The 22,777-nt window shown below is 72.7% G+C and carries 13 protein-coding genes; 8 read left to right on the top strand and 5 right to left on the bottom strand.

Going from position 1 to position 22,777, the window contains the following annotated elements; genetic code table 11:
• Nucleotides 1-38: 38 nt before the first annotated feature.
• Nucleotides 39-1,268 carry a helix-turn-helix domain-containing protein gene (locus ABZV00_RS25690; RefSeq protein WP_355610326.1) on the bottom strand — a complete coding sequence of 410 codons (1,230 nt, stop codon included), beginning with the start codon at nucleotides 1,266-1,268 and terminating at the stop codon, nucleotides 39-41.
• 354 nt (nucleotides 1,269-1,622) lie between these two features.
• On the opposite strand from ABZV00_RS25690, the gene ABZV00_RS25695 reads away from it, so the two are divergent.
• Nucleotides 1,623-3,788 (top strand): DUF4011 domain-containing protein, encoded by a 2,166-nt coding sequence (locus tag ABZV00_RS25695; protein WP_355610328.1) that lies wholly within the window; start codon nucleotides 1,623-1,625, stop codon nucleotides 3,786-3,788.
• Nucleotides 3,698-7,630, top strand: a complete 3,933-nt coding sequence (locus ABZV00_RS25700; RefSeq protein WP_355610330.1) for an AAA domain-containing protein — start codon at nucleotides 3,698-3,700, stop codon at nucleotides 7,628-7,630. The genes ABZV00_RS25695 and ABZV00_RS25700 overlap by 91 nt, the downstream gene beginning before the upstream one ends.
• A 67-nt stretch (nucleotides 7,631-7,697) precedes the next feature.
• Here ABZV00_RS25700 and ABZV00_RS25705 read toward each other — a convergent pair whose 3' ends face one another.
• The 3 genes from ABZV00_RS25705 to ABZV00_RS25715 are packed head-to-tail and all read right to left on the bottom strand — an operon-like array spanning nucleotide 7,698 to nucleotide 11,044.
• Nucleotides 7,698-8,468: a hypothetical protein gene (locus tag ABZV00_RS25705; protein WP_355610332.1), complete on the bottom strand. Its 771-nt coding sequence runs from the start codon at nucleotides 8,466-8,468 to the stop codon at nucleotides 7,698-7,700.
• A gap of 36 nt (nucleotides 8,469-8,504) precedes the next feature.
• A complete protein-coding gene (locus ABZV00_RS25710; protein WP_355610334.1) occupies nucleotides 8,505-9,839 on the bottom strand; it encodes an HEXXH motif domain-containing protein in 1,335 nt (444 codons plus the stop codon).
• Complete coding sequence (locus ABZV00_RS25715; protein ID WP_355610336.1) at nucleotides 9,836-11,044, bottom strand: FxsB family cyclophane-forming radical SAM/SPASM peptide maturase; 1,209 nt, start codon at nucleotides 11,042-11,044, stop codon at nucleotides 9,836-9,838. The genes ABZV00_RS25710 and ABZV00_RS25715 overlap by 4 nt, the downstream gene beginning before the upstream one ends.
• Before the next feature lie 272 nt (nucleotides 11,045-11,316).
• Between ABZV00_RS25715 and fxsA the strand changes: the two genes are divergently transcribed.
• The 4 genes from fxsA (at nucleotide 11,317) to ABZV00_RS25735 (ending at nucleotide 17,686) form a co-directional block, all read left to right on the top strand.
• Entirely contained in the window at nucleotides 11,317-11,499 is a 183-nt protein-coding gene (gene fxsA, locus ABZV00_RS25720) for an FxSxx-COOH cyclophane-containing RiPP peptide (protein ID WP_328415758.1), read from the top strand.
• 60 nt (nucleotides 11,500-11,559) lie between these two features.
• Complete coding sequence (fxsT, locus tag ABZV00_RS25725; protein WP_355610338.1) at nucleotides 11,560-15,393, top strand: FxSxx-COOH system tetratricopeptide repeat protein; 3,834 nt, start codon at nucleotides 11,560-11,562, stop codon at nucleotides 15,391-15,393.
• A gap of 12 nt (nucleotides 15,394-15,405) precedes the next feature.
• Nucleotides 15,406-16,404: a hypothetical protein gene (locus ABZV00_RS25730; protein ID WP_355610340.1), complete on the top strand. Its 999-nt coding sequence runs from the start codon at nucleotides 15,406-15,408 to the stop codon at nucleotides 16,402-16,404.
• Between the two features lie 94 nt (nucleotides 16,405-16,498).
• On the top strand, nucleotides 16,499-17,686 hold the full coding sequence (locus ABZV00_RS25735) for a hypothetical protein (protein WP_355610342.1): 1,188 nt from the start codon (nucleotides 16,499-16,501) through the stop codon (nucleotides 17,684-17,686).
• Between the two features lie 16 nt (nucleotides 17,687-17,702).
• Here ABZV00_RS25735 and ABZV00_RS25740 read toward each other — a convergent pair whose 3' ends face one another.
• The gene (locus ABZV00_RS25740; RefSeq protein ID WP_355610344.1) at nucleotides 17,703-19,862 is read right to left on the bottom strand and encodes an AAA family ATPase; all 2,160 of its coding nucleotides are present in this window, start codon (nucleotides 19,860-19,862) and stop codon (nucleotides 17,703-17,705) included.
• 334 nt (nucleotides 19,863-20,196) lie between these two features.
• Here ABZV00_RS25740 and ABZV00_RS25745 point away from each other — a divergent pair, with 334 nt between their 5' ends.
• Both ABZV00_RS25745 and ABZV00_RS25750 read left to right on the top strand, forming a co-directional pair.
• Entirely contained in the window at nucleotides 20,197-22,062 is a 1,866-nt protein-coding gene (locus ABZV00_RS25745) for a RyR domain-containing protein (RefSeq protein ID WP_355610346.1), read from the top strand.
• Nucleotides 22,062-22,574 carry a hypothetical protein gene (locus ABZV00_RS25750; protein WP_328415766.1) on the top strand — a complete coding sequence of 171 codons (513 nt, stop codon included), beginning with the start codon at nucleotides 22,062-22,064 and terminating at the stop codon, nucleotides 22,572-22,574. The genes ABZV00_RS25745 and ABZV00_RS25750 overlap by 1 nt, the downstream gene beginning before the upstream one ends.
• The last annotated feature ends 203 nt before the right edge of the window (nucleotides 22,575-22,777 follow it).

Below are 22,777 nucleotides of genomic sequence, written 5' to 3' on the forward strand. Positions count from 1 at the left end.
CGGGGACCCGGTGGGCGGGGCGGCCCTGCCCACCGGTGTCACTCCTGCGGCCGGTAGGCGCCGGTCAACCGGCCCAGCTTCAGCGCCAGGTGCAGACAGAGCCGCTCGTTTCCGTTCTTCAGGTCGGTGTCGGCCAGCTCCTCGATCCGCTGTAGCCGGTAGTAGAGCGTGGTGCGATGCAGGCGTAGCTGCTTGGCCGTGGCGTGCGCGTTCCCGGCCAGATCCAGATAGCGCTCCAGGGTCTGCAGCAACACCGGGTTCGGCTGCTCCTGCAGCAACCGTTCAAGCCCGGGGTGCACGTCGGCGATGTCCAGGTGCCGACCCTCCATCCGCGACAGCACCCGGTAGATGCCCAGCCCCGCCCACGACACCACCGGGCCGAGCGCCGGCAACCGCACGCCCACCCGGGCCGCTTGGAGCGCCTCCCCGTACGACGCGATCGCCTCGGTCAGCCGGGGCCGCGGCTGCCCGACCCCGACCACGACGCGCTCCACCGAGCCGAGCCCGCGGGTCGCCTGCCGCAGGTTGTCGTCGAGCAGTTTCGCGACGACCTCGGGAGAGGGGCGCCCGGCACCCCGCTCGCCGCAGAGCAGCAGCACCCCGTGGTCGTCGCGGACCAGGTGCAGGGCCTCCCGGGTGCCGATCCACCGCCGGGTGGTGACCAGCGCCTGCTCCAGCGCCAGCCGGGCCACCTCGTCGGGCAGCTCGCCGTGCAACGGCACCAGCTGCGCGACAAGCGCGGTGGCCGGCCCGTCCCCGGCGATCAGGCCGGCCTCGCGCAGGGTCCGCACCGACTGGTCCCGGCTGGCCTCGCTGTCGGAGAGCAGGGTCCGCGCCGCCTCGCTCTCCCGTTGGGAGGCCAGCTCACCGAGGAGGTTCTCCCGGTACAGCGCCAGCGACAGCTCGCTCATCAGGCCGGTTGCGGTGATGTCCGCGTCGGCCATCGTGCCGTCCGGGTCGATGAACCAGACAAACCCCAGCAGCAGGTCCTGGTGACGGATCGGCACGCAGACCCGCGGCAGCAGGTCGAGCTCTCGCGACGCCTGCGTGCGCACGGCGGTACGGGCGTCCATGATGCCGACGTCCCGGAACCACGCCATCACCTCCGGGGTGGTCTGCCGGCGCAGGATGGACGCCTTGCGCACGTCGTCCATCAACCCGGTGTGCTCGCTGTAGACCACCACCCGCTGACGGCGGTCCTCGATCAGCGCCGGGCGGCCCGCGTACACGGCGAGAGCGTCGACAAGGCGTTGCAACTCCCCTTGCATGAGATCCTCCCGTCGCCTCTTCACTGCGTCACCGCAGCGGTACCCCGAAGGGGCTGCCCGAGTCTCCCGGCGGCCCGGTGCCCACCGCGCCACAGAACGATCATGCTGGGCGACGCGGACCTTTACAACCGTCTATCGGGCCGTAGCCGGCGATTCCGGCCATGGGCGGACCTGTACGAGCTGCGCATGGGGCCAGCTGCGCCGCGCGTCATCGGTTTGGAGCGGACCTCGGCTGGCTGCCGCCGGCGGCCCGCCGACTGGTCGGTCCGACGCCGCGCACGGCCGGGGCCCTCTCCACCGGTCGGGTGACCGCTAGGCTGGCCCTTCCTGGCCTCGCCACCTGGAGAAACGCCCATGTCCGACAGCGTCTTCGCGCAGTTCAGCGCCGACGACGACCAGCTCGCCGTCGGGCTGCTCGTGCAGCCGGCGATCAACGCCGCCCTGGTGCACAACCGGGTGCCGTTGGTCCGTCACCTCACGCTCGTCAACCGTGGCGCGGTGCCGCTGACCGACGTGACGCTGACGCTGGAGTTGCTCGGCCCGGACGGTGCGCTGACCGAGCCGTGGACGCGTACGCTGACCGCCCCGTTGCGTCCGGGGGCGAGCACGAGCTGGGACGACTTCCGGGACTTCACGCCCGACCGCGTGCTGCTGTACCGCACCGACGAGGCGTTCCCGGTCGACTACCGCCTCATCGTCGAGGCAGTCGAGGCAGATGACAAGGCGTTGACGCTGGTTGCCCCGTCAAGAGTGTTGGCCCACAACGAGTGGTTCAACAGCCCCGCCCTGTACGACAGCCTGGCGGCCTTCGTGCAGCCGAACACCCGGGCGGTGGAGGCGGTCCTGCGGGCTGCCGCCCAGATCCTGCTCGCGCGGACCGGCTCCGGCTCTCTGCAGGGCTACCAGGAGGGTTCGGAGCGGGCGGCGCTGATCGCCGGCGCCGTGTACGAGGCGCTGCGCCAACTCGAGATCACCTACCAGACCCTGCCGGCGTCCTTCGAGAACACCGGCCAGAAGGTACTGACGACAGCCGCGGTGCTCGACGGCCGGCTCGGCAACTGCCTCGACCTGTCCGTCACGTACGCCGCGTGCCTGGAGGCGGCAGGGCTGCACCCGCTCATCTTCATCACCGAGGGCCACGCCTTCGGCGGCTTCCTGCTGGAGGAAGAGCGGCTGGGCTCGGCCGCGGTCACCGAGAGCAACCTGCTGATCTCGATGGTGGACTCCGGCCGGGCGGTGCCGGTCGAGCTGACCCGCATCGGGCCGGGCGCGCAGTCGGCGACCTTCACCGAGGCGGTACGGGTCGGGCTCGGCCACTTCCGCGGCGACGGTGATCGCATGCAGGGCGTCGTCGACGTACACCTGGCCCATCGCTCGGGCATCCGCCCGCTGCCGTCAGCCGACGAATTGGTCACCACAACGCTGGTCAAGGAATCGACCGCCGACGCAGGGGCATCCCTCGACCTTCCGCCCGGCGTCGCCGCCGCGAAGCTGCGCCAGCTCGCCGACGACGGTGACGAGGTGCCGCAGCAGTCCGACGGTTCGCCGGCGCGCGTCCAGCAGTGGAAGAAGTCGCTGCTCGACCTGAGCCTGCGCAACCCACTGCTCAACCTGCCCAAGCGTGGCCGCGGCCTGGACCTGCACGTGCCGGCGGGTGCCCTCGCCCTGCTCGACGACCTCATCCACGACGGCCGCCAGGTGCAGGTCATCCCGCAGGACGCCATCAGCCACGTCCACGAGCTGGCCGGGGCACGCCGGGCACAGGACCTCGACGCCGAAATCCTCACCCGGGAACTGCGCACCGACCGCCGGGTCTACGGCGCGGTCACCGACGCCCGCTACAAGACGGCGATGCGGGCCCTGCAGCGCGAGGCGCGCACGATGGAGCAGGAGACCGGCAGCAACTACCTCTACCTGACCATCGGCACCCTGGTGCACACCAAGACGACCGGCGGAGAGGCGTACGCGCCGCTGTTCCTCCTTCCCGTGCGCATCGAGGGCGGCAGCGGCCGTCGCCCGTACGCGATGGTCATCGACGGCACCGAGGTCGCCAGCCCGAACTACTGCCTGATCGAGTGGCTGCGGGTCAAGCACAGCGTCCGGATCCCGGCGTTGGAACAGCCGGTCCTCGACGAGCACGGCATCGACATCCCCAAGACCCTGGCCGCGATCAACACCGGCCTGCTCGACAACCGGCTCAACTACCGCATCGACGAGACCGCCAGCCTCCGGCTGCTGCAGTTCTCCACCTTCCAGATGTGGCGGGACCTCACCGACCACTGGCCCCGGTTCATGGAGAACCCGGTCGTCCGACACCTGGTCGAGTCCTCCGGCGCCACGTTCGACGACCCCGCCCGCCCCGAGCACGACGTCGATGTCGCTGTCGACGAGGCGGACCTGCACCTGCCCATCCCGCCGACGGGTCGCAGATGCAAGCCATCGTGCGCGCCGAGCGCGGCCACTCCTTCGTCCTGGAGGGCCCACCCGGCACCGGCAAGTCCCAGACCATCACCAACATGATCGCCCGGGCGGTCAGCGCCGGCCGGTCGGTGCTGTTCGTCGCCGAGAAGCAGGCCGCGCTGGAGGTGGTGAAGCGCCGCCTCAAGCAGATCGGCCTCGGGCCGTTCGCGCTCGACCTGCACGGCCGCAAGCAGTCCCTCAACGCCATCCGCCAACAGCTGCGCGACGCCCTCGACCAGTACGACCAGGGCGGCGACGGCACCTGGACGGCCGTCGAGACCGCCTACCGGACCCGGCTCGGCCCACTGACCGAGTACCCGGCTCAGGTGCACACCACCAACCCCGTCGGCATGTCGCTCTGGTCGGCCTACGAGCAGGTCCTGGCGTACGGAGACGGACCGGTCGCCCCCATTCCGGTGAGCTACCTGCACGCGCCCGCCGAGGCACGCGCGCGGGTCGAGACAACCCTGCGGGAATTCCCAGCGGCCGCACGCTCGGCGCGGATCCGGGCCGCGCACCCCTGGGCACTGAGCGGATGCCGCACCCTCGACGGGCTGCACGGCGCCGCCGTCACCGAGATCGCCGCCGAGCTCGAACGTCTCCGGGCCGACCTCGCCGCCCACCCGCACCTGGTCGAACTGCTGCGGACGCTGCCCGCCCCGGAGACCGTGAGCGAGCTACAGGCGGGCGCCTGGCTCGCCGTACGCGGACTGCTGCCGGACCGGCAGACCACCCTGCACGCCAGCGACCGACGGTGGGACGAGGCGATGGCCCGACTCCAGGCGGACCTGGCGGCCTTCCGGCAGGGCTTCGCCGGTGAGCTCGCCACCTTCCGGCCGGACGTGTTCGCCCGCCCGGAGCTGACCGCCTGGCACGGTGAGGCCCAGGAGGCGGCGAAGAAGCTGCTCAGCAAGCGCAAGCGTCGACAGGCCATCGTGGATCGGCTGGCGGTGCACCTGGTTGCCGGTGCGACGCTCGACATCGATCGGGTGGAGGTTGCCACCGGTCGGCTGGTGGCCGCCCAGGCGCAGGCGGTCGCGCTCCACCAGCATGTTGTCGCAGTGGGCGGGCTGCGGCTGCCGCAGTGGCAGCCCACGGACCCCAACGCGCAGGAGCGGCTGACCGAGGCGATCGAGGCGACCCGGGCCGGCCGGACGCTCCTGACCCGGCACCCGCAGGCCTGGGAGCTGTTCCACAACGGGTTCACCGACGTCGGCGCGACCCTTCTCGACCGGTTCGCCTCGCGGTGGCGAGCCTGGCGCGGGGTGCTGCGCTCCGCCGGGCCGGAGCTGACCCTGTGGGCCGCCGGTTCACACTGGGTCGACGCCTGGCAGCGCGACGGCGCGGCCTGGCTGCACGAGTTGCAGAGCGAGGAGCTGTTCCCGCTGCGCCGATGGGCGACCGTCCTCGCCCACGCCGACGTGCTCGCCTCGGCCGGCCTCACCGACTACCGGGACCAGCTGCTGCGCGCCGAGGTGCCCGCGCAGCTCGCTGAGGAGGTCTACCGGCGGGGAGTCGCAACGGCGTCCCTCGCCGAGCGGGTACGCGCCGGCGGCCTGCAGTACTTCGACCCGGAGCTGCACGACGACGAGATCAGCCAGTTCGAGGCGGCCGCCGGTGAGCTGCGGTCCGCGCTGCCGACGCAGCTGCCGTCGGTGCTGGTCCGTCGCCGCCCCTTCAGCCCGACCGACCGGCGTGGCCGCTTCGCCGACTTCGCGGCGGAGCTTCGCCGCAAGCGGGGCGGCAGGTCCTTCCGTGAACTGTTCGAGCAGTACCCGGACGCCGTGCTCGCACTGACCCCGTGCGTGCTGGTCAGCCCCGCGTCCGCGGCGAACTTCCTGGCACCGGGGAGCCAACGCTTCGACCTGGTCATCTTCGACGAGGCCTCGCAGATCCGCGTGGCCGAGGCGATCGGCGCGATGGGCCGGGGCAGCGCCGTGGTGGTGGTCGGCGACTCCCGGCAGATGCCGCCGAGCAGCATCATGCAGGCCAGCCACACCGTCGACGAGGTCGACGAGGGCAACGGCCCGGTGCCGGAGGACCTGGAGAGCATCCTCAGCGAGGCCGTCGAGTCGGGACTGCCGCAACGGTGGCTCTCCTGGCACTACCGCAGTCACGACGAGTCACTCATCGCCTTCTCCAACCGCTACTACTACGACAACAAACTCTCCAGCCTCCCGTCGCCCGGTGCCCTGAGCACCGCGGGTGTCACCTGGCGGCGCGTCGACGGCCAGTACGACCGGGGCGGATCACGGACCAACGAGGTCGAGGCGCGGGCGATCCTCGCGGACATCACCCGGCGGTTGCACGACCCGACAACCGCCACCCAGTCCGTCGGCGTGGTCACCTTCAACATCCAGCAGCGAGACCTCATCCTCAACCTGCTGGAGGAGAGCGTCGACCCGATCATCCGCGAGCACCTTTCCGGTGCGGTCGCGGAGCCCATCTTCGTCAAGAACCTGGAGAACGTGCAGGGCGACGAGCGGGACGTCGTCCTGTTCTCCCTGGCCTTCTCCACCAACCCGGAGACCGGCCAGCTCCCACTGAACTTCGGCCCGCTCAGCCAGGCAGGCGGCGAGCGGCGGCTCAACGTGGCCATCACCCGCGCCCGCCGCCAGGTCGTCCTCTATTCGTCCTTCGACCCGTCGGACATCGACCTGTCCCGTACGTCCGCTCTGGGCACGCAGCACCTGCGGGCGTACTGCGAGATGGCCGCCGCCGGTGCGGACCGCTTGGGTGACCTCGCCACCGACCGCACCGAGCGGCGCAGTCGGATTCGCGAGGAGGTGGCCGCCGCGCTGCGCGACCGCGGCCACGAGGTCCGCACCTCACACGGCCTCTCCGACTTCACCGTGGACCTCGCCGTCCGCATGCCAGGGGCGCCGCGGTGGCAGGTGGCCGTCATGCTCGACGGCCCCGACTGGAGCGCCCGCCCGACGGTGGCGGACCGGGACTCGGCGCCCGCGCTGCTTCGTACGATCATGGGCTGGCCGGAGGTGGTGCGGTTCTGGCTGCCGGCGTGGATCCACGACCGGTCGGCGCTGCTCGACCAGGTCGACGAGGCGGTCACCCGAGCCGAGGCCCCCGCGACAGCCGAACCGGAGCCCGAGCCGGAAGAGGCGCAACACGGCGAGATCGAGCTGCCGCAGCCGCGCGCCGCAACGGACATCGAGCCGTCGCCGTCGCGCCCGGCGCCGGACGCCGAGTTGCCACAGTCGCGCCTCGCCGCGGACGAGGAGCCCCTCCGGGGCGCGTCGCCGGCACCCGTCACCGGACTCACCGCCGTGTCCGCACCGCCTTCGGTGACGGTCGCGCCCGCGAGAGCGTCAGGCACCATCACGGCGAGCCCGTTCGTTCCGTACGTCCCGACGCCGCTCGGCGACCAGGCGGACCTCGACCTGCTCGCCACCGACCAGCGGGTACGCAGCCTGATGCGGACCGCGCTCCGCGAGATCATCGAGGCGGAGGGACCTGTCGAGCAGCACCGGCTCGCGCGCCTGGCCCTCGCCCGGTTCGGCTTCCTCCGAACCCGTGAGGACCGCCGCACCGCCGTGCTCGCCCTCGTCGACTCCCGCCGGCTCTACGCACACCCGACCGTGAGCCGGTACGCCTGGCCCGACGGGGCTGACCCGCAGACGTACCGCGCGTACCGGGTCACCCAGGCCAGCAACGACCGGGCGTTCGAGGAGGTGCCGCCCGAGGAGGTGGCCAACGCCTTCGTGCACGTGCTGCAGCACGCGCCGAGCATGGACGAGGAGCGGCTGCTGCGCGCCGGCCTGGAGCGGCTCGGCTACCGCCGCCGCACCGACAAAATCGACAAGCTGCTCCGGTACGGGCTCCACGTCGCCCTGACCAGTGGCCGCCTCCGCTTCGACCAGGAGGGCCGCCTCACCCTGGCCTGACCGGCGCACAAAGGTTCGTCAGCCCGCTGACGCCCCCGACGTCGGCGCGACCGTGGTGTCAGGACGGTCAGCCGGCACCGTTCGAGCGCTGGATGAGGTGCTGCACCCACTTGTCGAACTTGCCGCTGGCCCCGCCGAGCAGGCCGGTCAGATCCTGCTCGGTGACCATTCCACGGTCGGTCAACGACGCGATGAGGCCGCGCAGCCGCCGGTGGTCGTCCGCCTCCGAGGGCTCGACCGGGCCGCCGGTGCCCATGTGCCGTTGCAGGTCTTGGAGGATGTCCATCATCTGCGGCAGTGTCTCGATGATCTGCGACAGGCCGGTTTCGTGCGGGCTCGACGAGCCGCGCAGGTCCTGCAGGGTCAGGGCGACCGACATCGGGGTGACGATGTCGGCGTCCGTGGTTATCGAGTCGATGGCACGGCCGAGCTGTTCCATGGCGGAGTGGACGCTGTCCAGGTCGGTGTGGTCGACCAGGATCGTGCGCATGCCCTGCACGTCGAAGGGGAGTTGCTGGTCCTTCGCCATCAGCTGCACGAACGGCTTTCGCAGCGCGTGCCGCACGGCCAACTCGTAGAAGACGTTGGCGTTCTGGTCGGTGAGGTCGGCGATGACCAGGTCGTTCTGGATGATCCGGTCAAGCACCTGCGAGGTGATCAGGCCGGCGCGTTCGATCTCGTCACCCCGGATCGCCTGGAACCCCCGCGCCTCGACCACCGGGCGGATGACGTGCTTGAGGATCTGGTCGCTACGCCGGCGGATCTCGGAGCCCTCCGGGCCGATCGGAGCGATCACGAAACACTCACGGCGGGTGGGTTGCTCGTTACCGTCCCCCATGCGCGACAGCGTAGAGGAGCTCGGCGAGTCTCGCTGTCACGCTGGTCGCGCCCCGGCCCGCTCCCGGTCCCAGCGGGCCCGGTGCGCGGCGAGCAGCTGCCCGGCCTCGGCCGCCGCGTCCGGGGTCACCGGTTCCCGGGCCCAGCGGTCGAGGACCGGCGCCATGCCGTCGACCAGGCACCGGCCGACCGTGGTCAGGCGCGGCTGCGCGGTCAGCACCTGGACGATCTCTCCGGCGGCCCGGGTCCACCGGGCGAACTCGACCTCGGCGTGGTGCCGGGCGGCCCGGTCATGCTCCACCAGCCGCTGCCGGCGCCAGAAGCCGGCCACCCCCAGGTGGGCGTACGCGCCGTGCAGAAGGCCGTCCAGCGGTCGGGGGTCGTGTCGCCACGGCGCGTAGAACGACTCCTCCGGCCCCGGCTCCACCAGCGGGAACAGGTCAGTCAGCCCGGCCAGCTTCAGGTGCTGGATCTCGTGGGCCAGGGTGACCGCCGTGGAACGGGCATCCGGCGGCAGGGACATCGCCACCGACCCGAAGCCGTGGTGGAACGTGCCGCTGCGGACTCCGGCCCGAGGCGCGGCGAGCGGCACCAGTGCGCAGAGCGCCGCCGACAGCTCCTCGGCGACCGCCCGATGCTCGTCGGTGAGCAGGCGCCACGCCCCGCGCAACCGGTGCAGCCACCGTCCCGGGTCGGGGACGGGACCGGCGATCGGGTGGGCGCCGACCTCGACCGTCATCGGCACGTGTCGCCACGTCCCGGTGTCCAGCAGCAGCCGCAGCGAAAGCCCGCCGTGGGTGGCGCGCAGCTCGGGGAAGGGCCGCCACCGGTGGTCGGGCACGTGGTCGTATCCGATCTCGATCCGCTCGCCGGCGCAGCGCACCTCCGCGCGCCCGCCGGCGCACCGCACCCGGGCGCGGGTCGCCGTGGGGTCGACCCGCAGGGTGCCGAGGCCGGGCAGGTCCAGCCGGCCCGGCGTGGCCGGGTCGAGCGGCACGTCCAGGTCGGCGTCCGCGCGGGCCCGCACCGCCGCGGCCGCGGCCACCGCCGCGAGCAGCCCGGGGTACGCCGCCGCGCGTCCGCCCCGGCGCAGCAGCGACGCGGTGCCGAAGGCCCAGGCGGCCACCGGCGGATGGCCCCACGCGGCCCGGCGCTGGTCCCGGGTCAGCCCACCGACCATTCGGTATGCCGCCTCGACCGCTGCCCGGTCCGGATGGTCCACCCGGTGGGTGAGGACGACCAGAGCCCGGACCAGCATCAGGTTCTTGCTGTGCTGTGCGGCCCTCAGCAGCTCGATGGCGGCCGAGCCGCCCTGCCCCTTGGCGAGGTCGTCGAGGATGGATCGCGGCAGCCGGTGCCCGGCCGGCGTCACCGCGCCGCCCTCCGCAGCGCCGTCACGTCCCGGCGCAGGGTGCGGCGGATGTGGCCGATGAGCCGGTACAGGTCGGGGCAGTACACCGACGGGTTGTCGAAGCCGCTCCCGGCGCGCCAGCGGTGCGTGTAGAGGCCGCCGCCGCAGACCCGGTGCAGGTCGCAGGCGCGGCACTCGGCGGAGAGCCCGGGCACCCCGGCCTGCTGCGCCCGGACGCCGGGCTGGTCGAGGGCGGCGTCGAAGGTGTCCCGGTCCACGTGCAGGCCGGTGTGCCCGGCACCGGCGTGGGCGGCGCCGAGGGTGTCGTCCATCTCGATCGCCCCGTCGGTCTCCACCACGGCGACAGCGACCGGGCTGACCCCCACTCCCGCCAGGCGGGAGGAACCACCGAGCAGGAGTTGGATGATCTCGTCGAAGAGGCGGACCCGGGTCTGCTGCCCGCCGTCGGCGTGCCACTCGTCGAAGACGGCGATGAGCCAGTCCGCGTACGGGGCGTGCAGTGGGTCGGGTGGGCGGCCGGTGGGCGGCGCCGACCAGGTGCCGTGGGGCAGCAGGAAGTCCACCACCGGGGGCTGGTGGGCCAGCAGGCTGCGATAGGTGGTGAGCGGATCGTTGCGCAGGTCGACGGTGCAGAGTAGCCCGTTGAAAAGCCTCCGGTACGACCCGGTGAGCCGGTGCAGCGCGGCCTCGACCCGGTCGTGGCTGCCCTGCCCGTCCGGCCCTCGTCGGTGCCGGTCGTGCGCGGTGCGGTCCCCGTCGAGGCTGACGCTGACCCCGACGTCGAGCCGGTCGAACAGGCGCAGGAAGGAGTCGTCCAACCGGACGCCGTTGGTCTGCACGCTCACCCGCGCCGGCACCGGGGCGGCCCCGCGCCGCAGCAGCTCGACGGCCCGTGCGACGCCGCCCACCCCGGACAGCAGCGGCTCGCCGCCGTGCAGGACGATGCTCACCCCCTCCAGCCCGTGCCGGTGGGCGTGCTCGCCGATCCGCTCCCCGGTGCGCGCCAGCGTCGCCGCCGACATCACCCGGGGTCGGGACCGCCAGCGTTGGTCGGCCATCGTGTAGACGTAGCAGTGGTCGCAGGCCAGATCGCAGCGGCTGTGCAGCTTCACCACGAACTGTCGAAAGGGGACCGGTCGCCTCGGCGGCGCGGAGCGGACCGTCGCGCCGAGCGACGGCTGGTGGCCGCCAACGGGTCCGGGCATCAGACGCTCCGCCGTCCTGTCGGTCGCCGATCCGGCCACCTGACCAGAGTGGAGCATACATCGACATGCGACGTTCCGCGTGCCGCCGCCGATCGGCGGGTGCCGGTGCGGACCCGTCGTACCTGGTCTGGCCGCCGTCCGGGTGTCCGCCCGAAGTGCGGCGCACGGTTATCATGAGCACACTCAGCGGATCTGGCCACCGGTCAATGTCTGGCCCGGCGGTGGGGAGCGGACCGGGCGCGGCGCGACACGGAGACAGGCGGTGGTCGGGGATGGACACCGGAGAGGACGACTTCCGTTCGGAGCTGATCGACCTCACCGACCTGGACCTCACCGAGTTGGACGCTCTGCCGGTCGGCGTCCTCGTCGCCGCGCTGCGACGGCTCGACCGCCGCGCCGCCGCCCCCGGTGACCAGTACGCAGGCTTCGAGAGCGCCCTCGATGGCGACGACTGACCCCACGGGCGCCGCGGCCGACGCTGGCGACCCGCACCACCGCCCGGGCCGGGGAGAGCCATGAACATCAGCAGGGATGCGACACCGGGTATCGCCACGATCGTCTCGTTCGTGTCGCCCGCCGACGACACTGGCCGCAGCAGCGCGGTGGCCAACGTCGCCTGGATCCTCGCCGGCAACGGCAAGAAGGTGCTCGCCGTCGACTGGTGCCCGAAGACCCCTCGGGTCTACGACTTCCTGCGCCCAGTCCAGGTGGACGCCGTCCCGGCGGCCCGGGAGCTGGGCGACGACCTCGCCGCCGTGCTCACCCCCGCACCGGACGCGCCGCCGGTGCCACCCGCGACGATGATCGCACCGACCGCGCCCGAGCAGGGCACCCTCTACCGGTACGCGGTGTCCGGCTCGACCGCCACGTTCGCCATGGTCGGTCTCGGCGCCACCGCCGCCGGCCCGCCCACCGGCGATGCCGCCCGGCTCCGGCAGCTGCTCCAGCAGGCCGAGTACGACTACGTCCTGATCGACGCCCCGGTCGACCTGACCGAGCCGGGGATCACCCACGGCGCGGTGCTCAGCGACGTCGCGGTGGTGTGCATGCCACCTCGCCGGCCGGCGGTGCAGCAGGCGGCCGGGCTCGCCGGGGAGCTGCGGCAGCGGGCCACCGGCGGGATCCGGGTGCTGGCCGCGCCAACCCTGCACGAGGTCCCCGAGCCGTGGCGCGGGGAGTCCCGCGACTTCGTCCGCCAGGCCTTCGCCCGGCTGCTCGAAAAGCCGTCCGACGCCCCCGACCCCGCGGCGGTGGGGATCGTCGAGGTGCCGGGGCGCAACTACGACACCTTCGAGGACGTGTTGTCGGTGCTCGCCGACGAGCCCGACGACGCGGGCAGCCCGCTGGCGGCGTACGAGCGGATCACAGAGTGGATCACCGGGGGCGAGGTCACCCGGGCGGCCCCGGTGCCGGAGCGGATCCGCAAGCGCTACCGGCATGCGGTGCTCCTGGAGCCGGCGGAGAGTCTCGGCGACATCGCCGTGGCGTACGACCCGGTCGACCGGCCGTGGGCGGACTGGATCAGCGGGCAACTGCGCCGCACCGGGGTCCGGCCCCACCTGTGGGCGGTACGCCCCGGCGTGGAGCCCGACTTCGGGCCGAACGCCACCGTGCTGGCGGTCCTCTCGCCGGATCTCGCCGACCGGGCCGGTGCGGAGCTGTCCGGGCTGCGTCCGGAGTCCGCCGACCAGTCGGCGGAGGTGCTCGGCGTGCTGGTGGCCGGCGACGCGTGGCGGGACCGGTTCGACCCCGAGCGGGTCATCGATCTGCGCGCGGCTGACGCCATCCGGGCGCAGTCGCTGCTGCTGAGCCAGCTCGGCCTGATCGCCTCCGCCCAACCCGCCGGCGACCTGCGCAACGTCGCGCGCTTCCCGGCGGACGCCGACCGGCGACTGCGGTTCAACGTGCCACCCCGCAACCCGTCCTTCGTCGGCCGGGACGACTACCTGGAACGGGTGCGCGACCACCTCGCCAGCGAGGACCGCCCGTTGACCCTGACCGGCGGCGCGGGGGTCGGCAAGAGCGAGCTGGCCCGGGAGTTCGCGCATCGCTTCGCCTACGACTACGACGTGGTCTGGTGGATCCCCGCCCAGGACCGGGAGACCGTCCAGAACGGGCTCGGCGCGCTCGCCGACGAGATCAACGCGGTGGACAGCACCGGGGCTGCGGAGGCCGCCCTGGAGGCGCTCTCCGCACCTGACGGCGCCTTCCCGCGCTGGCTGCTGATCTACGACAACGCCGACGACGCCGACGTGCTGACCGGCCTGCTGCCGCACGACGGCGCCGGGCACGTCCTGATCACTTCCCGGGACGACGGTTCCTCCGGGCTGCCCTCACCGCTGGAGGTTGCCGCCTTCACCGGCGACGAGAGCGTCGCGATGCTGCGCCGGGTGCTCGGCATCGGCACCGAGGACGCCCGGTCGATAGCGGTGGCGCTGGAGCACCTGCCGCTGGCGCTGCGCCTGGCCACGGCCTGGATGCGGCAGCGCGTCGTACGGTTGGAGCACGGCGGGGTGCCCAGCCTGGAGGCCGTGGGCCAGGGTGTTCGGGAGTTGCTGGCCGCGCTGGAGGGACAGTCCGACGAGGACCTCGGCGAGCAGATCCCCGGGTCGCACACCGCCAGCGTGGCCCGGGTCCTCAGAATCACGCTGGAGGCGCTGCGCGCCACGCCCTTCGGTGAGTTGGCCATCCGGCTGGCCGAGCTCAGCGCCTTCCTCTCGCCGGAGGGCATCGGGCTGCCACTGCTGCGTTCCACTCCGATGTTGACCCAGCTCGCCGCCGCGTCCGGCACCGATGCCGACGAGTTGCTGATCAACGCCGTCGAGGTGGACCTGGTTCTCACCGTCGGCGCCCGCTTCGCGCTCTACGACGTCGACTGGGGGCACGGTGCGGCACTGCGGATGCACCGCGCCATCCAGGTCCTGCTCCGGGAGGCCATCCCCGAGCCGGAGCGGCGGGAGCGGCACCGGCAGGTCCTGCACGGCCTCGCCGGCTACGCTCCGACCGATCCGGAGGCCGACGACAACCGCTACGCCGCCGTCTTCGATGAGCTCCAACGGCATCTCGTACCGGCCGGGGCGCTGGAGTCCGACGACCGGCGGGTCCGGCACTGGGTCGTCAAGCGGGTGCGCCACCTGTTCCTGTCCAACGACAGCGATGCCTGGCGCTCGGCGCTGCTGTTGGCCTCGGCGGCGTGCGAGCGGTGGGACCGCGGTGACGAGACCGATCAGTTGACCATGCGACTCTTCGTCCAGACCGCGAACCTGTACCGGGCGCTGGGCAACCACCAGGAGGCGCTGCGGCTGGACGAGCGGGTGCTCAGCGAGCAGCGCCGCCGCTACGGCCTGCGCCACTTCCATACCCTCATCGCCGGTCGCGGCCGGGGCGGTGACCTGCGCGGCCTGGGCCGGTTCGAGGATGCCCTGGTCGAGGACCAGGCCACCTTCAATGGCTTCCGCCAGACGGTCGGCGACGACCACCCGAACACCCGGATGGCCGTGAACAACCTCGGGATCTCCTTCCTGCTCACCGGCGACGCCCCGGAGGCCCTGCGGCTCGCCCGCCTGGAACGGGACCGCCGGATGCTGCTGTTCGGCCCGGAGGACCCGCGGACCTGGCGGGCGTCGTGCCAGGTCGGCACCTGCGAGCGGGAGATCGGCGAGTACGAGCTGTCGCTGGCCACCCTGCGGGAGGCGCTCGCCCGCATCCACGAGCTGCCCACCGGCCGCCTCCTCGACGAGCTGCGGGTCAATCGCAGCCTCGCCGTCACCGAGCGCCGACTCGGCCTGACCATCCCGGCCAAGAAACGCAGCACCGAGACGTTCCGCGGCTATGTCGAGCACCTCGGCGAGGACCACCCGCACACCCGGGGCAGCCTGCTCAGCCTGGCGGCCGACTACTACCACGCCGGCGACGCCGGGATCGCCGTCAAGCACGCCATGCGGTGCCTGCGCGGGTACGAGCGGAAGCTGGCGTCGGGGCACCCGTTCACCGCGATCTGCTCAGTCAACCTGGGCCTGTTCCAGCGCGGCTCGAAGGAGTTCGACCAGGCCGTCTGGTACGGCGAGCGCGGCCTGCGCTCGCTGCGGGCGAAGCTCGGTGACGCGCACCCGTGGACGCTGGCGGCGACGACCGGCCAGGCCGGCAACCTGGCCGCCCGTGGGGACCTCGACGGCGCGCTGCCGGTCCAGGAGGAAGCATGCGTGACCTCCCTGCAGTATCTCGGCCGTGGCCACCCGGTCACGCGGGACGCCCGCGCCAACCTCGCCGCGATCCAGGCGCTGCGTGACGACGCCCCGAACGCCGCCGCTGCGCTGACCGACACCGACATCGATGTGCCGCAGAGCTGAGGGAGTGACCTGGTGACGGATCCGGAGCTGCACGACGCCCTGGTCGAGGAGACGGCCGAGCAGGACGTCCCGGGTTTCCTCAAGAAGCGGGACCTCTGCCGAGGGCTGCTGCTCAGCGGCTGCGGCGTCTACCACGTCGCCTACTACACCACCGGGGTGCTCGACTTCGCGCTGGACCTGTTCGCCCATCCGTCCGCCCCGCCGCCGGGTGACGAGGCGGACCCGTCGCAACGCCGCGAGGTGCACCGCCGGGTCGGCGCCCAACTGGTGTACCGGGTCAGCGAGCTGCACCGCCGGCTGGGGGAGCTGCACACCGGGGCACTGATCCGGACGGTCGTGCAGACCCGGTCCGGTCTCGTCTTCTGCAACTCTGTGGTGGGCAACGAACACGTGGTCGGCTTCGCCGCCGTACCCGGGGCGGACGCCGAGCCGGTGGCCGACCCGAGCCAGGTCGACGTGGTCGACCGGGCCGCCTCGCAGCTCGCCACCGACCTACGCCGGTTGCTGCGGCAGCGGTCGCAGAACCCCGGCGGCTGGAACGCGGACACGGACGGGGAACCGGCACCGGACCCGGCGCCGGGGGAGGACTTCCCGACCCACGTGACCGGGTCGTCCACGCCCGACGGGGCCCTCACGGCGGCACTGCGCCCCGCGGGCCTGCACTACCTGAGCCACCACCGGATGGGTGAGCACTCGGCGGTCGACATCCTTGAGCACCCCGATCTGGAACCGTTCTTCAACCGGGGCATCACCGTGGCCGATCGGCGGGACCGCTACCAGCGCCTCGCCGGTGACCTGTCGCTGCTGGCCCTGCAGGTGGGTCGGGACCTGCGCCGGGCCGTCGCCGGAGACATCACCCGGCTGGTCCTCGACGTGGAGATGGGCGCGATCTACTACTACCGGCTCTCCTCGGACGACTACCTGTTCGGCGTCACCCTCGACCAGGACCTGGTCGCCCGCGCCGACCAGGAGATGGCGACGGTGGCCCGACGACTCGCGGTGCCGGCCTGAATTGTCCGGAGGGATCGACGTGGTTCGTGATTGAGGTGGTTTCCCGCCGTCGGTATCGTCACCTCGGATCAATCAGGAGCGACGAGTCGGTTGGATGGCCGTGACCGTACTGGCGAGATCAGCGGCCGTGGTCGCCGCCGCCCTGGCCGGGTTGCTGGTGGCCTGGGCCGGCGACATCGACGGGCTCGAACGCGCCCCCGAGTACCTCCTGCTCGCGTCGGTCCTGCTGGCGGTGGGCCTGGTCGGGAGCACCCGGGACATCAGCCTCGCCGAGGTCCGTGCCCACCTGGGCACCGTGCTGCTGGCCGTCACGGTCGGCGTGGTCGCCAAGGCCGCGCTCATCGCCGGGGTGATGGTGCTGGCCTTCCGCGACCCCGCATTCCTGGTCCTCGGGGTGGCCGTCGCCCAGATCGACCCGCTCGCGGTGGCCGCCATGAGCCGTCCCGACCGCACCTCCGCCCGCGCCCGCTCCATCCTGTCGATCTGGGCGTCCTTCGACGACCCGATCACCGTGCTGCTCACCGTCTACGTCTCCGCGTTCGCCCTGGACCTCAGCGGCGGTGACGGGGGCGCGCTCGCCGGCGCGATCAGCGACCGGCCGCTGGAGCTCCTGGTCGACCTGTTCGCCAACATCGCCTTCGCCGCGGGCGCCTGGCTGCTGTGGCTGCTGCTGCGCACCGCCGGCCTGCGGGCGGACGGGCCCCGCCCGGTGCGACCCCGGGTCCGGTCGGCGCTCAACTGGCTGGCCGTGGCGCTGCTGGTCGTGCTGGTCCTCTTCGCCGCCTGGCAGTTCCTCATGCTCGGCGTGGCGATCGCCGGGCTCTTCTTCCGACCCCGGCTCGGTCCGGTCGTCGGCCGGTCAACCCAGGCGGCGTACCTGGTCGCCACCTTCCTGCTCGGGCTGTTGCTCGTGCAGGGGGTCGACGTCGTTCCCGGGGTGGTGCTCGGGCTGGCGGCCGTGGCGGCCCAACTGGTGGTGTCGGTGCCGATCACCCGCGGCCTACCCACGTCCGACCGGCGCTACCTCGCCTGGGGGCAGCAGAACGGCATCACCGCGGTGATCCTCGCCCTCGTCCTCGAACGGGACTTCCCCGGCACGGTGGGGATCGTGGCGACGGCCATCGTGGTCATCAACGTCATCCACGCCCTGGCCACCGCCCTGCTCGACCGGCGTCGCCCCGGCGGCCCCGGAATGGTCGCGCCCCGGCCGGACGCCGACCCGACCGGGCCGCCCCGGATGCGTGAGGTCCCACCGGCCCGCACCCTGGAACGGGACCGTTGAGCCCGACCGGCGACGCTCAGCCGGCCAGCAGCAACTGGCGGACCCGACCACCCAGCCCGTCGAAGACCGACCGCGCCTGCGACCAGGTACGCGACCGATCGGCCGGGTCGTCCTCACCACCCGCGCCGGGCGCGGCCAGCCCGCTCAGGGTGTCCAACTGGAACAGCGGCAGGTACTCGGCGATCCCGTCGTAGGTCTCGCAGAGCAGGTCCAACCGCTCCAGATCCGTCGGCTGGGGATTCGCGCGGTGGCCGTCGTACCACTGCTCGGCCCCTTCCCGGAACGCCTCTATCAACCGGCGGAGGACCACCGACGTACCGACCGCGCGCTGCACGTCCCGGGAGCGCAGCAGCGACCGCAGGGCCTGCCCGCCGTCGGCGCCAGCGACGGTCGCCACGCGGTGCGGGGCGAACGCGTCCCGCAGCCGCCGCTCGAAACCGGTGAGCTGGTCCAGTGCCGTGATGGCCTCGGCGAAGACCCGGGCCACCCGCCCCGGCAGCGGCGACGTCACCCCCGTCGCCGCGTCGCGCCGCTCCGGTACGACGCTCAGCCGCCCCGCCGGGCCGGCCAGGTCCTGGCGCAGCTCGCCCCGGATCTCGTCGAGCTGGTACGACAGCTGCTCGATGGAGCGCTGCGTGTTGCTCTGCTGCCGGTGGATCCGCTCGACCCGCTGCCGTACCGAGGTCAGGGCGTCCGCGCCGATCGCCTGCTCCAGCCGACGCATCAGGGCCTTGACGCTGCCGGAGAGATCCTCGGCGAACGACTGCGGATCGTGGACGATCGGTTCGACACTGAACGTGCCGGCGAGGTCCGCGGCGAACTCCGCGGGCAGGTGGCCGACGACGACGAGGACCACCTCGCTGTCCGGGACCGCCGCCCGGATCGCGACGACCCGCCGGTTGAGCTCGTCGACCTCCTCGGACTTGAGGACCGACTCGGTGAGCAGCACGCAACAGCCGGCGTTGCGTTCCTCCAGGGGTATCCAGAAGTCCACCGGGAGGTCGCGCATCGACCCGACCAGATGGTCCCGCTGGTACGACCAGCCGTCCTGAGTGAGCACCCGCCGTACGTCGGCGGCGACGTCCTGCCGGTTGGCCAGGTCGAACTGGACCCGGACCACCTCACGGACCATGACGTGGGTGACCGGCGTACCGGCCTGGGCGGCGCGCTGGAAGAGGTGGTAACAGAGCCGGATCACCCGCCGGGGCACCCCGTCAGCGAGGTTGGCCAGGTATTCGGTGGTCTCCACGGTGAACGGTGCGAGCCGCGCCTCACCGAGTGCCCGTAGTTGGGTCTGCCGGATGAAGGTGCGGACGTCCGCACCGCTCAGCGCCGACATCCGCACGATCGGCCCGATCCGCTGCCGTACGTCGGTGCTGAGCAGATGGAGCATGTCGGGCAGCCCGGCGATCACCAGGAAGGCCCCGGCGGAGGTGAACACCCCGAGCAGCCGCTGTAGGCGGGCCATCGTCTCCTGCCCGGGCCGGCCGCCCGCGGTGAGGATCTTGTCCAGCTCGTCGAGGACCAGGACGAAACGTTCGTGCCGCCGGCCGTGCAGCAGGGCCAGCACCCCCATCGCCTCGACGGCGGTGGCCTCCACGTCCGCGCTGGGGGTCACGCCGGCGGCGACCAGCGCCGGCCCCGGCGGGTGACCCGACAACCAGTCCCAGGCGGCCGCCTCGGTGGCCGGGTCGAGCAGCATCGCCAGCGCGGTGCCGAAGGCCGGGTCGGTGGTGACCTCCGCGAGCTCCTCGCGCAGCCGCAGGACGAGCAGGTCCGTCGAGGTGGTGCGGCCCGCCGGGTCCGTCCGGTACCGGGTCAGCAGGTCGCGCACCACGTCGCGGGACAGCAGGGTGAGGAACCGCCGGTGCAGTGACAGGAAGGTGTCGCCCGGCGCGTCCAGGTAGATCGCCCGCCCGGCGGCTCCGGTGACCCGCCGGGTGTGGGCCAGCAACTCGACAGCGAGGTGGGTCTTGCCGGTGCCGTAGTCACCGACGACGGCGACGACGGCACCGTCGCCGGTGCGCAGGTAGTCGTCGAGTTGGGCGGTCGCGTCGCGGATGGCAGCGGTGATCACCGTGCTGCCGCCCGTGCCGTCCTCCGTAACCCGGGCCACGGCGGTCGGTGAGAAGGGATTGACCGGGCCTACCGCCGGTGGACCTCCGAGTGCGTCCATCTCCCTGATCCTCCGGTAGCTCCGGCCTGGGCGCCAGGTGTCGGGGGACCCGAGGCCGACCCGCTCGTGCGCCCCCTCCGGCCCGTCTTGCAATCGTAGCCCTCGGTAGCCACCGGAGGGGACCGGTACGCAGCCGCAGACTGCGGCGCTCACCTGCAAAAAGGGCCGATCAGCCGGGGTGCCGCTGGTCCGGTCGGATCGACTGCGTCGAATACGATTCGGGATGGACCGATCCCACCTGATCACCGGGAACGGTCCGGGCGATCGGTGGGCACCCGGCCGCCGGCCGGCGACACTGGTGCGAAGACGGTCCCGCGGACGAGGGAGTTGGTCGATGACGGGTCCGGTCCCCGGTGCGTACCGCCCGGCCGGACGGTCACTGCGGGCGGTCTTCGCGGTGATCGGACTGCTCGCGCTGGTGCTCGGCTTCATCGGCTTCGAGCGGCTGCTGCGGGCCGAGCCGGACACCGGCCACGACCTGTACGACGTGATCTACTACGACCTCCAGCTCTTCGTGCTCGGCGCGGAGCCGCTGCAGGAGCCCGGCCCGTACCCGTGGCAGTTGCAGGTCGCCCGGTTCGCCGCCCCGCTGTTCACCCTCCTCGCGGTCGTGGAGGCCAGCCGGCTGCTGCTGGCGGCCGAGATCCGGCGACTGCGCGCCCGCCGGGCCAGGGGGCACGCCGTTGTCTGCGGCGACTCGCAGTTCGCCCACATGCTCGCCGACCGGCTCTTCAGCGAGGGCGAGCGGGTGGTCGTGGTGCGCGCCGAGCCGTTCGGGCCACTGGAGTACCGCCGGCACCGCTACCTCGGGGTCACCGGCGACCCGACCAGCCCTGAGGTGCTGCGCGGCGCCGGCCTGCCGCACGCCCGCACGGTCTACGCCTGCACGGACGACGACGACCGCAACCATGCCATCGCCAACGCCGCGAGCCGGCTGATCCAGGACCGACGGCAGCCAGCCCGGGTCTACGTGCAGGTCCATGACCCCGAGATGTGCCTGTCGTTGCAGGCCCGACGACTGGGCGCCGCCGGCTCCAGCCGGCTGCGGCTGGACTACTTCCACGTCGACGACGTGGCCGCCCGGGCCCTGTACCGGCACCATCCCCTGCCCACGACGACGGGACGCCCGGTCCGGATCCTCATCGCTGGTCGGGGCAGCTTCCGTCGGGCCGCGCTCGTGGCCACCGCACGGCACTGGCAACTGCGCCAGGCCGAAGCGCCGGCCGGTCGGCCCGTGCCACCCCTGCACGTCGACCTGGTGGCCCCGGACGCGACCGCTGAGCTCGCGCTGGCGACCACCCGCCACCCCTTCCTGCCCACCGTCTGCGAGGTGCGGGCGTACGACCTGGACCTCGACGGTCTGGTCGACTCGGGAATGCTGCGCCGCGGCTACGACCGGCTCTACGTCTGCGCCGTGGACGAACGCAACGGGCTCCAGTTGGCGCTGGACAACCCCGAACTCTGGCAGCGGTCGGAGAGCACGGTGTTCGTACCCGTGTACCGGCAGGCGGCGCTCGCCGCCGCGTTCCACGGCGACCGCCGGCACGACCTGCTCGACGAGGTGCACGGCCGGCTCCAGCTCTATCCGGTGTTGACCCGGGCCTGTGACGCCGAGTTGATCGCCGAGGACCTCACCGAACGGCTGGCCCGGCAGATCCACGACAAGTACCTCCAGTCGCAGGAGCGCGCCGGGGTGCGCCGGGGCGACACACCCGCCATGGTGGACTGGGCACGACTTCCCGAGTCGCTACGCCGGGCCAACCGTGCCCACGTGCAGGACATCGCCGCCAAGCTGCTGAGCCTCGGCTGCGTGGTGGCGCCCCGGCACGGCCCCACCGCCGGGGCGGCGGACCCGGACGCCGTCCGGGCCATCGACGACCGGATCGACGAACTGGCTCAACTGGAACACGAACGGTGGTGCCGGGAACGGCGGGGGGAGGGCTGGGTGTACGGCGAGCCGCGGGACGACGCCCGCCGCCGGCACCCTGCGCTACGACCGTGGGACGAGCTGCCGTGGGACGTCCAGGAGACGAACCGGGACGAGATCCGGGCGCTGCCGGAGGTGTTGTCCGACGCCGGGTTCGAGATGATCCGGCTGACCCCCGACCCGACCGGCCCGCCGGGGCCGCCCCGCCAGGCCGGTGACCCGGAAGACTCCCCGCGCGCGTCGGGCGACGCCTCGGGGGAGAGGATTGTCTGATGACCTTGGACCCTGCGCCGGTCCGGGTGGGGATCACCGGGCACACCAACCTGACCCCCGCCACCGAGCGGCTCGTCTACGACGCACTCCGTACCGAGCTGCGGCGGATCAGCGAGCGGCCGGTGCGGGGCGTCACCTGCCTGGCCACCGGCGCCGACCAGATCTTCGCGCGGGCGGTGCTCGCCACCGGCGGCACGTACGAAGTGGTCCTGCCGGCCCCCGACTACCGTGATCGGGCGATTCCCGCGGCCGGCCGTGCCGCCTTCGACGAGCTGCTCGACCAGGCGGCCGAGGTCGTCCACACCGGATGCCGGCACTCCGGCACGGCGGCCTACGTGGCGGCGAACCGGGAGCTGCTCCGCCGGGTGCACCGGGTGGTGGCTGTCTGGGACGGGGAGACCGGCTGCCACGAAGCGGCGACCGACCGAACCGTGGGCTGGGCGCGGCAGCGCCACATCCCGACGACCGTGCTGTGGCCGCCCGGCGCACGGCGGACGTCGACCGCCGGTTGAGGCGGCACGACGGTCCGCAACCAGGGCCGCACGGTCGCCGCGCAGGGCCGTTTCCCACCGCGACCTGGCCGACTCAGGGAGCACGTCGCGGCATCCGAAGCGGGCCGCGACGAGCCCTGGCGAGGTCGTCAACGAGCGTGATACCTCAGGGTCATATTCATGCCTCACAGGTATATCGCGCCCACAACGCCGGCCGGGCCTGG

The organism is Micromonospora sp. NPDC005173, assembly GCF_040608515.1.
In the GTDB taxonomy this organism is placed as follows: Bacteria; Actinomycetota; Actinomycetes; order Mycobacteriales; family Micromonosporaceae; genus Micromonospora.

What these genes read in the sequence shown, in the direction of transcription:
- ABZV00_RS25690 (WP_355610326.1), bottom strand. Translation starts at nt 1,268, where the DNA reads ATGCAAGGGGAGTTGCAACGCCTTGTCGACGCTCTCGCCGTGTACGCG.
- ABZV00_RS25735 (WP_355610342.1), top strand. Translation starts at nt 16,499, where the DNA reads ATGGCCGTGACCGTACTGGCGAGATCAGCGGCCGTGGTCGCCGCCGCC.
- fxsA (WP_328415758.1), top strand. Translation starts at nt 11,317, where the DNA reads ATGGACACCGGAGAGGACGACTTCCGTTCGGAGCTGATCGACCTCACC.
- ABZV00_RS25745 (WP_355610346.1), top strand. Translation starts at nt 20,197, where the DNA reads ATGACGGGTCCGGTCCCCGGTGCGTACCGCCCGGCCGGACGGTCACTG.
- ABZV00_RS25740 (WP_355610344.1), bottom strand. Translation starts at nt 19,862, where the DNA reads ATGGACGCACTCGGAGGTCCACCGGCGGTAGGCCCGGTCAATCCCTTC.
- ABZV00_RS25705 (WP_355610332.1), bottom strand. Translation starts at nt 8,468, where the DNA reads ATGGGGGACGGTAACGAGCAACCCACCCGCCGTGAGTGTTTCGTGATC.
- ABZV00_RS25715 (WP_355610336.1), bottom strand. Translation starts at nt 11,044, where the DNA reads ATGCCCGGACCCGTTGGCGGCCACCAGCCGTCGCTCGGCGCGACGGTC.
- ABZV00_RS25700 (WP_355610330.1), top strand. Translation starts at nt 3,698, where the DNA reads ATGCAAGCCATCGTGCGCGCCGAGCGCGGCCACTCCTTCGTCCTGGAG.
- fxsT (WP_355610338.1), top strand. Translation starts at nt 11,560, where the DNA reads ATGAACATCAGCAGGGATGCGACACCGGGTATCGCCACGATCGTCTCG.
- ABZV00_RS25750 (WP_328415766.1), top strand. Translation starts at nt 22,062, where the DNA reads ATGACCTTGGACCCTGCGCCGGTCCGGGTGGGGATCACCGGGCACACC.
- ABZV00_RS25695 (WP_355610328.1), top strand. Translation starts at nt 1,623, where the DNA reads ATGTCCGACAGCGTCTTCGCGCAGTTCAGCGCCGACGACGACCAGCTC.